15 protein-coding genes, 1 tRNA gene and 1 pseudogene are annotated in these 14,899 nt (G+C 70.0%); 8 read left to right on the top strand and 9 right to left on the bottom strand.

All coding sequences use genetic code 11. The features are described from left to right. From BH719_RS09705 to BH719_RS06920, 4 genes and pseudogenes are all read left to right on the top strand, one after another. Positions 1-694: ABC transporter ATP-binding protein (locus tag BH719_RS09705; protein ID WP_009744101.1), on the top strand; the 694-nt coding region annotated here is incomplete at its 5' end. Then, entirely contained in the window at positions 691-1,461 is a 771-nt protein-coding gene (locus BH719_RS06930; protein WP_009744100.1) for a CbiQ family ECF transporter T component, read from the top strand. The genes BH719_RS09705 and BH719_RS06930, both read left to right, overlap by 4 nt. 106 nt (positions 1,462-1,567) lie before the next feature. Continuing rightward, a tRNA-Leu gene (locus tag BH719_RS06925) sits at positions 1,568-1,651 on the top strand. A 278-nt stretch (positions 1,652-1,929) separates the two neighbouring features. Continuing rightward, positions 1,930-2,175 (top strand): annotated as a pseudogene (locus tag BH719_RS06920) (LLM class flavin-dependent oxidoreductase); the annotation flags it as partial. Positions 2,176-2,214: 39 nt separating this feature from the next. On the opposite strand, the gene BH719_RS06915 reads toward BH719_RS06920, so the two are convergent. The 9 genes from BH719_RS06915 to BH719_RS06875 all read right to left on the bottom strand — a co-directional run bounded on the left by BH719_RS06915 (position 2,215) and on the right by BH719_RS06875 (position 10,775). Further along, on the bottom strand, positions 2,215-4,116 hold the full coding sequence (locus BH719_RS06915; protein ID WP_034255349.1) for a heavy metal translocating P-type ATPase: 1,902 nt from the start codon (positions 4,114-4,116) through the stop codon (positions 2,215-2,217). Then, a complete protein-coding gene (cmtR, locus tag BH719_RS06910; protein ID WP_003780589.1) occupies positions 4,113-4,481 on the bottom strand; it encodes a Cd(II)/Pb(II)-sensing metalloregulatory transcriptional regulator CmtR in 369 nt (122 codons plus the stop codon). Before cmtR ends, BH719_RS06915 begins: the two co-directional genes overlap by 4 nt. Before the next feature lie 88 nt (positions 4,482-4,569). Beyond that, complete coding sequence (locus tag BH719_RS06905) at positions 4,570-5,025, bottom strand: hypothetical protein (protein WP_008731400.1); 456 nt, start codon at positions 5,023-5,025, stop codon at positions 4,570-4,572. Positions 5,026-5,062: 37 nt separating this feature from the next. Continuing rightward, complete coding sequence (locus BH719_RS09150; protein ID WP_009397940.1) at positions 5,063-6,349, bottom strand: relaxase/mobilization nuclease domain-containing protein; 1,287 nt, start codon at positions 6,347-6,349, stop codon at positions 5,063-5,065. Further along, complete coding sequence (locus BH719_RS06895) at positions 6,346-6,936, bottom strand: hypothetical protein (RefSeq protein ID WP_009744096.1); 591 nt, start codon at positions 6,934-6,936, stop codon at positions 6,346-6,348. The genes BH719_RS09150 and BH719_RS06895 overlap by 4 nt, the downstream gene beginning before the upstream one ends. Beyond that, on the bottom strand, positions 6,933-8,345 hold the full coding sequence (locus BH719_RS06890) for a Rep family protein (protein ID WP_225792350.1): 1,413 nt from the start codon (positions 8,343-8,345) through the stop codon (positions 6,933-6,935). Before BH719_RS06890 ends, BH719_RS06895 begins: the two co-directional genes overlap by 4 nt. Before the next feature lie 351 nt (positions 8,346-8,696). Further along, entirely contained in the window at positions 8,697-8,945 is a 249-nt protein-coding gene (locus BH719_RS06885) for a hypothetical protein (RefSeq protein ID WP_003780556.1), read from the bottom strand. Continuing rightward, positions 8,945-9,157 carry a hypothetical protein gene (locus tag BH719_RS09140; RefSeq protein ID WP_009744095.1) on the bottom strand — a complete coding sequence of 71 codons (213 nt, stop codon included), beginning with the start codon at positions 9,155-9,157 and terminating at the stop codon, positions 8,945-8,947. Before BH719_RS09140 ends, BH719_RS06885 begins: the two co-directional genes overlap by 1 nt. Positions 9,158-9,338: 181 nt before the next feature. Beyond that, complete coding sequence (locus BH719_RS06875; RefSeq protein WP_009744093.1) at positions 9,339-10,775, bottom strand: recombinase family protein; 1,437 nt, start codon at positions 10,773-10,775, stop codon at positions 9,339-9,341. Positions 10,776-10,813: 38 nt separating this feature from the next. On the opposite strand from BH719_RS06875, the gene BH719_RS06870 reads away from it, so the two are divergent. The 4 genes from BH719_RS06870 (at position 10,814) to BH719_RS06855 (ending at position 14,720) form a co-directional block, all read left to right on the top strand. Then, positions 10,814-11,638 (top strand): LLM class flavin-dependent oxidoreductase, encoded by an 825-nt coding sequence (locus BH719_RS06870; protein ID WP_009744092.1) that lies wholly within the window; start codon positions 10,814-10,816, stop codon positions 11,636-11,638. A 56-nt stretch (positions 11,639-11,694) separates the two neighbouring features. Continuing rightward, positions 11,695-12,813: an ABC transporter substrate-binding protein gene (locus BH719_RS06865; protein WP_009744091.1), complete on the top strand. Its 1,119-nt coding sequence runs from the start codon at positions 11,695-11,697 to the stop codon at positions 12,811-12,813. Between the two features lie 63 nt (positions 12,814-12,876). After that, positions 12,877-13,905 carry a FecCD family ABC transporter permease gene (locus BH719_RS06860; protein ID WP_009744090.1) on the top strand — a complete coding sequence of 343 codons (1,029 nt, stop codon included), beginning with the start codon at positions 12,877-12,879 and terminating at the stop codon, positions 13,903-13,905. After that, positions 13,902-14,720 (top strand): ABC transporter ATP-binding protein, encoded by an 819-nt coding sequence (locus BH719_RS06855; RefSeq protein WP_009744089.1) that lies wholly within the window; start codon positions 13,902-13,904, stop codon positions 14,718-14,720. The genes BH719_RS06860 and BH719_RS06855 overlap by 4 nt, the downstream gene beginning before the upstream one ends. Positions 14,721-14,899: the final 179 nt, after the last annotated feature.

Below are 14,899 nucleotides of genomic sequence, written 5' to 3'. Positions count from 1 at the left end.
GGCCCCCGCCCTGTCCGCTGCTGCGGAGAGCCTGTGGGCGGACGGCGTGGCGCACTCCTACGACGTGGCGACCCCGTGGGAGAACACCGTCCTGCGGGACGTCTCCCTGATCGTCGAGGCGGGGGAGGGCGTGCTCATCACCGGCGACAACGGATCCGGCAAGACCACCCTGTCGCGCATCCTCACGGGGCTGATGGCCCCGACGTGGGGCAAGTGCACACTCGGCGGGCGCCCCATGACCTCACGGGTCGGCGACGTCGCGCTGTCCATGCAGTTCGCGCGCCTCCAGCTGCAGCGCCCGACCGTGCGCCTCGATATCCTCTCGGCGGCCGGGATGGGGCCCGTGATCGGCACCAGGCAGGGCCGCCACAGCGCGGAGGCGGACCGCGTCGTCGACGAGGCGATGGCCTCGGTCGGCCTCGACCCCGCCCTGCAGTCGCGCTCCATCGACGAGCTCTCGGGCGGGCAGATGCGGCGCGTCGCCCTGGCGGGGCTGCTGGCGTCGCGCCCCAGGGTCCTCATCCTCGACGAGCCCATGGCGGGCCTGGACCAGGCCTCGCGCGACCTGCTCATCGCGGTGCTGGAGGAGCGCCGCCGCGCGGGGCTGTCGGTCCTGGTCATCTCCCACGACCTGGAGGGGATGGACTCCCTGTGCCAGGCGCACCACCACCTCAGCGAGGGGGTCCTGTCATGAGCGAACGGCGCAAGCCCCGCAGATCCGCCGGTTTCACGCTGCCGCGCGCGCTGCCGTGGCCGTCCTTCCTCTCCCGGGTGTGGCCGGGCACGCTGATCGTGTGCTGGACGGCACTGACGACTTTCGTGATCACGATCCCCACCTGGGCGACGCTGGGCGCGGTCGCCGCTGTGCTCGTGGCGGCCACCGCCCTGCTGCGCGTGCCAGCGGGGGCGCTCCCCCGCCCGCCCGTGTGGTTGTGGAGCGGTTTCATCGGCGGATGCGCGGGGGCGTGGCTCGGCGAGGGGGTGGAGGTCTTCCTGCGCGCCTCGTCCGTCGCGCTCATCGTCGTGTGGGGTTCGTCGCTGCTCCTGTGGGCGGTGCCCACGGCGGCGATGGCGGGGGCGCTGCGCGTGTTCCTGGCGCCCTTGCGGCTCGTCGGGGCGCCGGTCGACGAGTGGGCGCTGATCATGGGCGAGGCGCTGCGGGGCATGCCGATGCTGCGCGACCAGGCCGGCGCGGTGATGGACACCGTGAGGTTGCGGCTCGGCGACGAGATGGCGAGCATGTCGATGCGGGGGTACGCGCGCCTCGCGATCGATGTGGTGACCGCCTCGCTGTCGGCGGCGTCACGGGGGGCGGCCGAGACCGGGCGCGCCATGTCGATGCGGGGCGGACTGCGCCCGCCCGTGGGCGAGCGCGTGTCACTGGGCTGGCGCGACCTGGTGGCCGCGCTCGTGTGCGCGGCTGCGGTGTCGGCGATCGTCGCGGCGAAGATCCTGCTCTGAGCGCACGGGGGCGCCAGTGCGCGGGGGCACTGCGGGCACCAGTGCGCGCGGGCACTGGCGCCCGGTTTGACGCGGGCACGGAGCACCCCTTATGCTTTCAAAGCACGCGCGAGTGGCGGAATAGGCAGACGCGCACGGTTCAGGTCCGTGTTCCAGTGATGGAGTGGGGGTTCAACTCCCCCCTCGCGCACGATGAGACCGCAGGTCGTACGGCCTGCGGTTTTCGTGTACCCGGAGGTGCGGGGCCAGCGCGGGCGCGAACACGCCGGGCCGCTCGGGAACCACTGGCACGGCTCCGCACTATGGCATCTCCCACAGCGCCATCGACGGCCCGGTTCCGCTCCCGCCCCAAATAATTGAAATTTCACCTAATATGGGCGGCGCGCGCTTCATTCCCCTCTCCCGCTGTGGACTTGCCCTCCGCGGAAGCGCTCGATCCCCCGCCCGAACCCCTTTAGTGTCCATGCCATGAAGTCATTCGGATTCCTCAGTTTCGGCCACTACGCCCCCGCCGGGCGCAGGGGCCCCTCGGGTCGCGACGCCCTCCACCAAGCCATCGAGTTGTCGGTCGCGGCCGACGAGCTCGGCGTCAACGGCGCCTACTTCCGCGTCCACCACTTCGCCAACCAGGCGGCCGCCCCCATGCCACTGCTGGCCGCCGTGGCCGCCAGGACCCGGCGCATCGAGGTCGGCACCGGCGTCATCGACCTGCGCTAGCGCATGTCTGAGTTATGGCGTTGGACGGAACACCTATTACTTGCGGGCACGCGCAGCCCGCAGTCCGTTGGCGATGACGACGACTTCGGCGACCTCGTGCACGAGGACGACCGCTGCCAGGCCGAGCACGCCGGTGATCGCCAGCGGCAGCAGCACAGTGATGATCGCCAAGGACAGCACGATGTTCTGGTTGATGATCCTGCCGCCGCGGCGGGCGTGGCGCAGAGCCTGCGGGATGAGGCCGAGGTCGTGGCCGGTGAAGGCGACGTCGGCGGACTCGATCGCGGCGTCGGAGCCGGTCGCGCCCATCGCGATGCCCACGGTCGCCCCGGCCAGGGCGGGCGCGTCGTTGATGCCGTCGCCGATCATCGCGGTCGGCGACGTCTCCGAGAACCCGGCGACGATGCGAGCCTTGTCCTCGGGACGCAGCTCGGCGTGCACGTCGCCGATCCCGGCCAGCTTCGCCAGCGCAGCAGCGGTGCGGGAGTTGTCGCCGGTGAGCATGCTCACCTCGACGCCCTGGTCGCGCAGGGTCCGCACGACCTCGGGGACCTCGGGGCGCAGCTCGTCGCGGACGCCGATCGCCCCGGCCAGGAAGCCGTCGACGGTGACGAGCACGCAGGTCTGCCCCTCGGCCTCCAGGTCCTCGACCCGGGCCTTGAGCGGACCGGCGTCGATCCAGCGCGGACTGCCCACCGCCACCCTGCGGCCGTCGACCAGGCCACCGATGCCGTGCCCGGCCTCCTCGGCCACGTCCTGCGCGGCGGGGGTTCCCCGGCCCGCGGCGGCGATGGCGGCGGCGAGTGGGTGCGTCGAGTGCTGCTCCACGGCGGCAGCCCAAGCAAGCACCTGCGCATCGTCGAACCCATGGGCGGCGACGATGGCGGTTACCTCGGGCCGGTTGCGGGTCAGAGTGCCGGTCTTGTCCACGGCCAGGTGCCGGATGCCGCCGAGGCGCTCGAAGGCGGCCCCGCTCTTGATGACGACGCCGAACTTGGTCGCCGCGCCGATCGCGGAGACCACGGTGACGGGCACCGCGATCGCCAGCGCGCAGGGGCTGGCCGCGACGAGGACGACCAGGGCGCGGGTGATCCAGGTCTCCGGGTCGCCGAGCAGGGACCCGAGCACGCCGACGAGGACGGCGAGGACCATCACGCCGGGCACCAGCGGGCGGGCGATCCGGTCAGCGATCCGGGCTCGGTCGCCCTTCTCGGCCTGGGCCTGCTCTACCAGCTCCACGATCGTGGTCAGCGAGTTGTCGGTGCCCGCGGCGGTCGCCTCGACCTCCAGCACGCCGGCGCTGTTGATCGCGCCCGCCGACACCGCTTCTCCGGGCGCGACCTCGACCGGGATCGATTCACCGGTGATCGCCGAAGTGTCCAGGCTCGACCGGCCCGAGCGGACCAGCCCATCGGTCGCGACCCGCTCGCCAGGGCGGACCAGCAGCACGTCGCCGACGGCGATCTCCCTGGCCGGGACCGAGGCGGAGGTCCCGTCGCGCAGCACGGTCGCGGTCTCCGGCACGAGCTTCAGCAGCGCGCGCAGCCCGCCGCGGGCGCGGTCCATCGCCTTGTCCTCCAGGGCCTCGGCGATCGAGTAGAGGAACGCCAGCGCGGCCGCCTCCTCGACGTAGCCGAGGATCACCGCGCCCACGGCGCTGATCGTCATCAGCAGCGCGATCCCGAGCTTGCGCTTCACAACGAGATTCCGGATCGCACCGGGCACGAACGTGTACGCGCCCAGCAGCAGGCCCGCCCAGAACGCGACCAGCGCCGCGATGTGCAGCCCCGACCACTCCAGCGCCAGGCCGGTGCCGAACGCGACGCCGGAGAGGATCGGCACGACCAGGCCGGGATCACGCCACCACGGGCGCTCTGCCTCCTCTGCCTCGTCCGCGGGGCTGGTCGTCGGCTCGTCGCAGCCGCAGGCGGCGCTCACGAGGCGTCCCCCGAACTGCTCGCGGCGCAGCAGCCCGGCACCGAGCAGGCCGGGTCGATGCACGGCGCGCTCTCGTCCACGGCGAGGGTCACATCGACCAGTGCCGTCAGCGCCGCGGCCAGGTGCGGGTCGGCGATCTCGTAGCGAGTCTGGCGGCCCTCGGGCTCGGCGACCACGATCCCGCAGTCGCGCAGGCAGGTCAGGTGGTTGGACACGTTCGAGCGGGTCAGCCCCAGCTCGCGCGAGAGCACCGCGGGGTGGCTCGGGCTGTCGAGCAGGGACATCAGGATGCGGGAGCGCGTCGGGTCGGCCATGGCCCGGCCGAGCCGGTTCATGACGTCAAGACGCGAAGCAATGGTCAGCATGCACTGAACTATACAGCAGCCGCTGACCTAATGTCCAGTTGTCGCGGCTGCCGCACGCGCTGCGCGCGCTTGCCCTCGTGAGGCGTGATCACCTCTTGCGCCAGCGGGGCCACTTCGGCATCCCGCGGCCCTTCCAGGTCTCCACGAGACCCGCAACCCAGCTGACGGACGCGAAGAGCCCGTAGCCGGCCCCGGCGAGGCCAGCGCCGACCACGAGCCACCGGCCGATGCCGAGCCACACGCTCCCGTCCACGTCCAGCGCCCACTGAACACCCGTGATGAGCCCGGCGATGCCCATCCAGAGACCGGCGACGACCACGGCCACCGGCAGGAGAACGAGGCACATCGCGGCGGCGGCGGACCAGAGCTGTCGCGCCTCCAGCTTCGCCGTCGCGGCGATGATCCGCTCCGCCCGCGCGTTCGAGGCGTCGAGGCTCGCGGTCATCGTGGCCGAAGCCTCCCCGGCGACCTGCTCGACAGCCTTCTCGACCCGTTCCTCGGTGCGCTTCTCGATCCGCTGGACCGCGCCGCCGACCTGGCTCACGAGCTTCTGGTTCGCTGTGACCTACGCCTTCAGACCCTCAATCGCCGAGGCCGTAGCCGCGCGATTCTTCTGCGCCTCCGCGACCAAGCTCCGCGACGCGGCGTTCAAGCTCTCGCCGTTGAGACTCTGCGCGAACTCGCCGAGCGTGCTCGCGATCTCGTTCTGCCTGCTCTCGATACTCGCGATCCTCGCGGACACGTCGCTGGAGGGCGAGGAGGTCGACGCCGGGGCCGTGATCCGCTCCAGCCGCCTCGTCGTCTCCTCGTCCATGACCTTCACGAACCCCGCGAGCTTCTTCTGCTGTTCGGTCAGCGTGGCGATCCTCGTGTTCTGCGCCTCGACGGCGGCGAGGATCGAGGTCAACAGCTCCATCGTCTCCGGACTGCCGAGCTGCTGCTGCGACTGCTCGGGCTCGTTCTGCTGCTTCAGCCTGTCGAGCGCTGCGCTCATGTTCCTTCTCCTTCTGCTGCTGGTGGTAGTCGAAGAACGCCTGCGCGCCCTCCGGGGTGAAGTCCGCCGAGAGGGCGCTCGCGCGCTTGCGGCGCTCGGCGCGGCCGGACTCGCCGCGGCGATCCTCGATGTAGAGCGTCCAGGTCTCTTGCCCGGCGCGCTTGCCCTTCTTGCTGACGGGGCTGTGCAACCGCATCCGCGGCACCCGCTCCCCGTCATCGCCGAGCCGCTGGTTCTGCTCCTCGATCACCGAGACCAGACCGGCCTTGTCCACCGCCCGGGGATCGGCCAGCGCCGCGCTCATCCGGTCGCCCATCTCGCGGTCGAGCGATCCCTCGGCGAAGTCCTCGCGGCGCAGCTCCCAGTCCTTCGGTGCGTGCTCCAGCCGCTTCACGACCGAGAGCCCGTGTTCTCGCATCAGCTGGTCGTTCGCCGACTGGACGCCCCGCTGATTCCCGGCCTTGCGGTCGTGGAACGTGCGATAGTCCGAGAGCGCCTTCCCCGTCCGGTTGTTGTGGTTGATGACCAAGATGTGGTTGTGCGGCTTCTTGCCCCGCCCATCCACATGACTGACTACGAGGCAGTCGGAATCCGGGTGCATCTTCTTCGCGAGCTGATAACCGAGATCGTTCACCCGCTGCACGTCCTCCGGACTCTTCGGGTCGAACTCCTCGTCGCTGAACGACTGGCGGTAATGCACCGCCTCGACCTCGCGCGTCGTGTTCTGCGTGAGCGACCGAGCGCGCGCCGAGAACGCGCCGGGGCCTCCCGGCACATCGCACGTGATCGCGATGCCCCGCTCGTCCTCCTTGCCACGGATATAGCGCTCCGTGTCGGCGGCGCTGGCGCTCGGGCTGTAGTGCGTGGTGCTCATGAGGCCGCCCGATCCCCGAGCAGGGCGCGGACCTCGCGCAGCGACTCGATCAGCTCGGGCACCTCCGCCGACAGCGCCACTGACTCACCGGCCCGCGCCCGGCGGTCGAGGTCGTTGACGTTGATCGCCAGCGGGCGAATCTGCGCGGCCAGCTCGCGAGCATCCGCCGACGCCTGCACCCGTGCCTCGACCCCGAGCAGGTGCGCGGCCACGGCGGCGTCCAACTCCTCGCTCCGAGAGGCGTGGAGGGCATCCCGGACGACGGTCCGCACCCACGTGCTCGGAGCCAGCCCGAGCCGCTTCGCACGAGTGCGAAGCGCCGCGAGCGTCTCCTCTCCGAAGTCGGTATCGAGCTTCGCGCGGCCCCCACGACGACGCTTCGCGCCGCCGTGACTCTGACGCACAGCCTCCGCATCAGCCCGACCGGTGTTCACCTGGGAGTGGGTCTGCTGCTCCACCTGTACGCCAGAGTGGCAAGCAGTAGCCGTGTCGGACATTTCGCTGGCGCTCATGTCCTCCCCGGCTGCTTGCGAGGGGCCTCCGGCCCCCTCGACCCCCTGGAAGAGCGCATCGCGTTCGGTGCTCATGCGGCACCTCCGATCAGCGCCAGCGGCACGTCAGGGCTCCGCACCGCGAGCCCGCCCAGCAGCTCAGCAACCGCGCCCTCAGCGTCATGTTCCGCCGAGGTCTCCGGACCGTAGGTCAGTTCCCGCGACCCGACGTTCTGGTGATACGCGTTGCCGTACATGCCGGGCGTGTGTGCGGCGGTCGGGATGCTGCACTGGTGCCACTCGTAGGGCTCGATCTTCCCAATGTGCTGCACGAGGTAACGATTGATGTCGTCGGCACGATAGACCTTCACGACCGAGGCCAAGCGGCGGATGAACTGGTCCAACGCCTCGTCCACGTTGCCCTTCTGGCGGGCGTAGTAGAAGAACTCGACAGGCTCGATCGTCGCCGTGATGACGATAAGGCGCGGGGCCACCTCGCCCTTGTTCTTGTACCGAGCCTTCGCAGGCGAGGCGTTGTACGGATCAAGCAGCAGCAGCCAGTCGTTCGCATCCATCGCCGAGGCCCGCAGATCGTCCAGCAGCAGCACCTCCTCGCCTCGCCAGTCATCAAGCGGGTTCCCCGTCGCGGCCCGGTAGACCTGCCACCGCTCGCCGTGCGCGTTCGCCGCGTTGATCGCCTCGGTGATGAAGTCCGTGGCGAACCGGGTCTTGCCGATCCCGGCATCCCCATGGACGAACACCACGTGCGTCGAGAACTCACCGGCGCGGAGCTTCGCCGCCGCCCGGTATGCGCGGCGCTGGCCGTAGGCCGACAGCGCGTCGTCGATCTCCCGCTGATGCCGCGAGTAGATGTCGAACAGCTCGTCCGTGAGCATGATCTGATCCCGCGTGAACTCGCCCTGGAGCACGCGCTCGCGCATGTCCTCGAAGTTCTCGGCGACGACCTTCTTCTTCACGTGCGCGCGCCCCTTGAGCCAGGTCTCCCGACGCTGGGCGTCGATCCCGAGGTAGTCAGGCCCACGCACCGTAGCGACCTCCGAAGGCGCGTATTGGTGCTTGTCCGCGTACTTCACGTGCGTCAGATACGACAGCATGTTGTCGTAGGCGTACCGCCCGCGGCCCGGCTTCTCGACGTACTGGGGCTCGACGCCGATGCCGAACGCGAGCCGATCCAGCGGTGCGCTCTTCGCACGGCTGGCGAACTTGATGACCGCGTGCAGGTGATCGGGCTTCGGCTCGATCACCAGAGCCTTCTCCGTGTCGCTCCAGACCTCGCGCTCGTCCTTGTCATGCACGATGCCGTAGGCCTCGACGACCTCGCAGCCGGTGGCCTCGAGCCGCTGCACCACGTAGGCGAGGATCGCTTCGGCTCCCTGCTGGAGCAGCGCGGCCCCGTTCGGGTCCTCGGCAGCCCAGGTCCAGTACGACGGATCGAGGTACTGCGTGAGCCCGATGCTCGTCGGGTTGTTCTCCTGCTTAGCCACGGCGACCACCCCCGCCGCGGACAGCGCGGAGGGCCTCAGAGAGAGTGCGGCGCCTAAATGACCCCCTATTGACCCCCAAATGAGACCCAAAATGATCCCACGAGGCCACGCGACGGAGCGCGGGCGGAACCGACCGCTGACCAGGCACGTTGTTGCAGGACGCGGCAATCGACAAGCCCTTGCCGCGCCCGTAGGAACGAATGAGGCTCCCGAAACTCTTAGAGTGCGAAGCACGGCTGCGGACCGTCATCACGACGACGGGCAGCCCGCCTTCGGCGGGTGCCAGGCCAGGCCCTCCGGGCGGGGTCAGGTCGGCGGGAGCGGTGCTGAGGTTGCGTGCGTCGGCGCGCATCAGCGACCACCGCCCCGGCCGTAGCGCTTGATGACAGCCTGGTGCGTGACGCCGAGGGCGTCGCCGATCTTCGCCCAGGTCACCCCATCGGCGCGGGCGTCGGCGACGGCGATCTCGACGGACTCCTCCAGCACGGAGCGGAGCACGCCGAGGTCGTAGAGACGTGCCTCGGACTCGGCGAGGGAGGGGTCGCCCTGTCGCCAGCGGAAGCCGTTCACGTGGTCGAAGGCGGCGGAGTTGGCGCTCATCAGTGACCACCGCCCATCACGGCGGCGACCGCGGCGCGCTGTCGCGGGGTCAGGGGCGTGCGAGCCAGGCGTTCACCGGCCAGACGACCAGCAGCACGAGCGGCGGCGATGACGGGATCGAGGCCGTCTGCCTGCGGAGAAGGAGTGGAGCCCTGATCGAGGCCAGGGCGGTCGAGCGCGGATGCGCGGGGAATGTCGATAACGACAGACATCGGAAGTCCTCAGACATGAGTATCTTCCGGTTCCCCGCCACGGTAATTGGGCTGTTTGACCGGCTACTCATCCGGGAGCAGAACCCCGCGCTTCTAAGTCGCGGCCCCGGTGGGATCTTCTTGTCTGCAACCATTCTCCCACGAGTCGACTCACCATTGCAATGACGAGTCGACTCATGAGTCAGTCGCGACGCGGCTCTATCCGAATCAGGTCGGGGTCGAATTTCACGTGACCGGGCGTGATGGGCTCGATGGTCACCGTCACCAGCTCGTCCACGAGCATCCGGCGGCGGTCCACGTCCAACACCTTCCACTTCGCCTCGACCACCTCGCGGCGCTCCGCGGTGCCGACCGGCTCCTCGACGTCCGCGAGCAGCTTCGCCGCCGCCGACACCGAACGGTCGAGCAGCTCCGCGTCGATCTCGTCGATGCGGGCCTTCACGTCGTTGATCGCTGCCGTTATCTCCAGGACCGGCTGATGGATGTCGCGCAGCAGCGGGCTCAGCTCCTTCACCCGATCGACCAGGGCGTTCCGCTCCGTCAGCAGCTCCTCGCGATCCGGCCCATCGTCCTCCTGTGGCATCACGAGGTCGTGCACGTCCACCGAGGACAGACGCGTGAGCACCGCCTCGGTGACCATCGCATCGACGGGCTCGCGCTGGCGGGTGAGATGGAACTGCTCGCCGCAGCGGTACGTCGGCTGCTTGCGGCTGTTCGTCCCCGAGACGAGCGTCGCGCCGCACTTCCCGCACAGCCCGATCGTGGACAGGAGATACTTCGGCTGGTTCCCCTGCCTCGCCGACCTCCGCACGTTGTCCTCCAGCTTCGCCACCGCGGCCCGCCACGTCTGCTCGCCGACGATGGGCGGGAACGCCTCGCCCTGAACCGGGTACAGCTCGCCCGACGCGTAGTGCTTGATGTAGCCACAGTAAAGCGGGTTCGCGAGCAGGTAGCGCACAGCATCGACGGAGAACTCCGACCCACGCGCGGTGAAGTGACCGGCGCTGTTCAGGTCCTCGCGGATTCGCCGGATCGACAGGGACGGCTCGCCGAGGAACGCATCGAAGGCCCGCCGTACGGCGGCGGCCTCCTCCTCGATCAACTCGCCGTCCCTCGTCCAGCCGAACGCCTTCCAGGCGGACGTGGGGATGCCCTCGGCGCGTCGGCGCTCGTTCGACCTGATTTGTCGCTCGGCCTTGCGTCGTGCCTCGAACCGGGCGAGAGCGGCGAGCATCGTCGCCCGGAACTCCCCGTCCGCCGTCGAGAGGTCGATCTCGCCGTCAACGGTGACGACACGCAGGCCGAGATCGATCAGTGTATTCAGGTCCTTCGTGCTACGCAGGAGCCGGTCCATGTCCACGGCGACCACCATCGAGAACTTGCCCGCACGGGCGTCCTCCAGCATCTCGGCCCACCGAGTGCCAGCACGGCGCTTCTTCGTCGCGGACACCGCGTTGTCGTCGTAGACCTCGACGACCTTCCAGTCCTTGGCCTCGGCCAGCGCCCTGATCTTTCTCAGCTGGGTCTCGACGGTCCATCGGTCGCCCTTGCGGTCCATCGAGGCGCGGACGTACGCCGCAACCTCGTTCGTCTTCCTCAGCGATACCAGTTCGACCATGCAACCAAGCTTACGTGAACGGGTGTTGCAATCGCTACATGCGCTACGAGAACCCCCTCCACCTGGCGGAGGAGGCCGCCGCCCTCGACCAGATCGCCGACGGCCGCGTCGCCCTGGGGATGTCCCGGAGCGCGCCCGAGATCGCCCAGCGCGGCTGGGAGGCCTTCGGGTACCGCGCCGAGGATCCGCGTGGGGCCGATTTGGCGCGCGCCAACTTCGAGCGCTTCCTCGCAGCCATCGAGGGCGCGCCCATGGCCCAGGCAGCGCCCCTGGGCGAGCAGTACCCGACATCGTGCGCACCGGGCACGCCCCTGCGGATCCTCCCCCATTCCGAGGGGTTGAGGCAGCGCATTTGGTGGGGATCGGGCACCACCGCCTCGGCCCAACGGGCGGCACGCGACGGCGTCAACCTCATGAGCTCCACCCTGGTCCTCGAGACCGGCCAGGACTCCTTCGCCGACCTCCAGGCCGCGCAGATCGCCGCCTACCGCCGGGCCTGGAAGGAGGCCGGGCACTCGTGGACCCCCCGCGTGTCGGTGTCCCGCTCGGTCTTCCCACTGCTGAGCGAGCGCGACCGCCGCCTCTACGGCCTGGCGGCCTCGGGAGACCAAGTCGGCGAGCTCGACCAGTCCCCCACGACTTTCGGGCGCGCCTACGCCGCCGACCCGGACGCACTGGTCCGCCAGCTCCAGCAGGACGCCGCCGTCGCCTCGGCGGACACACTGCTGCTGACGATCCCGAACCAGCTGGGAGTCGACGCGAACCTGTCGATCATTGAGAACTTCGCGCGCTGCATCGCCCCAGAGCTGGGTTGGGTGCCCAGCACCCGCGGCCCACAAGAACAAGATCCCTTACTCTTGTGAGGAACCCCTAATTCTTACTACCCTGTCCCTCGTAATTCCCCATACGAGAGGCAACCATGAAGAGCCCCCTCAAGGCCCTCGGCGCGCTCGCCGCCGCAGGCGCCCTGTTCCTGGCCGGATGCGGCGGCACCGCGTCCACGCAGTCCACCGGCCCCCAGTCCGCGCCGGGCACCCGCACCATCGTCGACCACGCCGGCAACCAGGTGGAACTGCCCGCCCAGATCACCCGCGTGGCCATCGACCAGATCCCCATCGAATCGACCTACCTGGCGTACTTCGACGGGAAGGCCCCCTACCTGGTCGCCATGTCGGCCGCGCGCGTCAAAGCCATGTCGGACACGATCGCCGCCCAGATGGCCCCCGAGATGCTCCAAGTCCAGACCGACTACTACGACAACGGCGAGCTCAACGCCGAGTCCCTGGCCAGTATCGGCGTCGACGTGGTCCTGTACAACGCGTTCAACAAGGAGCACGGTGAGATGTTCCGCAAGGCGGGGATCCCCGCCGTGGGCTTCACCACCACCGGCAACCCGTCCGACACCTACGCTGACTGGATGGAGCTCCTGGAGGACGTCTTCGACCAGGACGGGCACATGGCCGACAAGATCGCCCTGGGCAAGGACCTGGTCGCCGGCGCCAGGGAGCGCGCCTCGCGCGTCGCGGAGGCCGACCGCCAGTCGACGATGGTCCTCATGGGGGCCGCGGACGGGCAGCTCGCGGTCGCGGGCGGCCGCGACGGATGGTTCACGGACTCGTGGGCCGAATCCCTCAACTACACGAACGTCACCGCCGACACCGATACCTCGCACACGCCGGTCACCTTCGAGCAGGTGCTCGCCTGGGATCCGCAGGTGCTGCTGGTGACGGGCAAGGGCATGTCGAATATGACGGCGAAGTCCGTGCTCGACAACACCGTCGAGGGCGTCGACTTCTCCACGCTGTCGTCCGTGCGCTCCGGGCGGGTGTACTCCACGGGCCTGGGCATGTGGAACTGGTTCACGCCGAACCCGGACTCCCCGGTCGTGGCGAACTGGCTGGGCAAGTCCTTGTACCCCGACCAGTTCGCCGACGTGGACCTGGTGTCGATCACGAAGGACTACTACCAGCGGATGTACTCCTTCACCCTCACCGACGCCCAGGCCCTGGCCATCGTCGACCCCGATTCCGCCTCCTGACCCCCTGCCCCCGCCCCGCCGGCCGTCGGCTGGCGGGGCGGGGGCCGCTGCCGAAAGCCCGCAATGCACCATCTCCTGGTCGTCTCCGGCCGCCTGCGCCGCTGGGTGGTGCCCGCACTCGTGGTCGTCATCGTCGCCTGCGCGACGGGCGCGATCATGGTGGGGCGCTACGAGGTCTCACTGGCCGACATCGTCGCCGCCTTCCGCGCGCGCCTGGGCGCCGGCCCCGCAGTGGCGCCCCGCATCGACTCCGTGGTCTTCAACCTGCGCGTGCCGCGCGTCATCGTCGCGGTGCTGATCGGAGCGGGGCTGTCGGTCGCCGGCGCCTCGTTCCAATCCCTATTCTCCAACCCCCTGGCCACCCCGGACACCCTGGGCGTCACCGCGGGCACCTGCGTGGGAGCGGTGGCGGCGCTGCTGCTCGACGGGAACCTGCTGGGCGTGCAGGCGATGGCACTGGCGGCGGGGCTGGTGACCGTGCTGTTCACGACGTCCATCGCGCGGGCGCGGACGGGCGGTTTCAACGTCATCACCCTGGTGCTGGGCGGCGTCATCGTGTCGGCGCTGGCCAACGCCGTGCTGTCGCTGCTCAAGCTCACGGCGGATCCGACCAGCCAGTTGCCGGAGATCACGTACTGGCTTATGGGATCCCTGGCGGCGGTCAGCTACGGCCAGATCGCGCTCGGCGCGCCTTTCATCATCGGGGGCGCCATCGTGGTCCTCGCGTTGCGCTGGCAGCTCAACATCCTCGCCCTGTCGGACGACGAGGCGCGCGCGGCGGGCGTCAACGTCCCCCTGCTGCGGGCGCTCCTGGTCGTCGCCTCGACGGCGATCACGGCGTCGGTCGTCTCCATGTGCGGCCAAGTGGGGTGGGTGGGCCTGCTGGTGCCGCACATCGCGCGGATGCTGTGCGGGTCGAACAACCGCGCGCTGATCCCCGTGTCCCTGCTGCTCGGGTCGGCGCTGATGATCGCGATCGACACTCTGGCCCGCACGTTGACGGCCTCGGAGATCCCGATCTCGATCCTCACCGCGATCATCGGGGCGCCCTTCTTCATCGTGCTGCTGCGCCGGACGGGGGGCGCGTCATGACTTTCGAGGTCCGAGGCGGGACCTTCGCCTACCCGGGCGCGCCGGCGCCCATCCTCGACGACGTGGGCTTCACGGTCCCGGGGCGCTCCCTCATGGCCGTCCTGGGCCCCAACGGCGCCGGGAAGACCACGTTGCTGCGCACGATGATCGGCCTGCAGAAGTGGGACCGGGGCCGCTCGTTGATCGACGGGCGCGACATCGCGGACATGACGCCGCGGGCGCTGGGGCGGGCGCTCTCGTACGTGCCGCAGGCCCGCAACGCCTCGGCCATCGGGCTGAGCGGTGCGGAGATGGTGATGGTGGGGCGCGCCCCGCACATGCGCGTCCTCGCCCAGCCGGGGCGCGCGGAGGAGCAGATGGCGCTGCGGGCCCTGGAGGACATCGGCGCGGCCGCCTTGGCGCGGATGCCCTGCCGCGCCATGTCGGGCGGGCAGTTCCAGATGGTGCTGATCGCGCGCGCCCTGGTGGCCGAGCCGTCGGTGCTGGTGCTCGACGAGCCGGAGACGGGCTTGGACTTCCGCAACCAGCTCATCGTCCTGCGGCTGCTCGAGCGCCTGGTCGCCGAGCGCGGCCTCACCGTCATCATGAACACGCACTACCCGGCGCACGCCCTGCGCGTCGCCGACCAGGTCCTCATGATCAGCGCGGCGCACCGGGCCGTGGTCGGCCCGACGGGCGAGGTCATGAACGAACGGACCCTGGCGGAGGTGTTCGGTGTGGATGTGCGCATCGCCGAGTTGGAGCACAACGGCACCACTGTGGAGACCGTGGTCCCGGTTTCCCTGTCCGCGAAGTGGGCTCCGCCCTCGGAGTAGGGCGCGCCGCGCCCTCGCGGGCGGGAACCGGAGGCGGCCGCATTCGCGGAGACGGCCGGGGTGCAAACCGCGCCTTCGCGGCCGGGGACCGGAGGCGGCCGCATTCGCGGAGACGGCCGGGGCGCAAACCGCGTCCTCGCGGCCGGGGACTGGAGGCGGCCGCATCCGCGGAGACGGCC

This window comes from Pauljensenia hongkongensis (assembly GCF_001746855.1).
GTDB lineage: Bacteria > Actinomycetota > Actinomycetes > Actinomycetales > Actinomycetaceae > Pauljensenia > Pauljensenia hongkongensis.
This window is presented reverse-complemented; position numbering and strand designations above follow the sequence as displayed.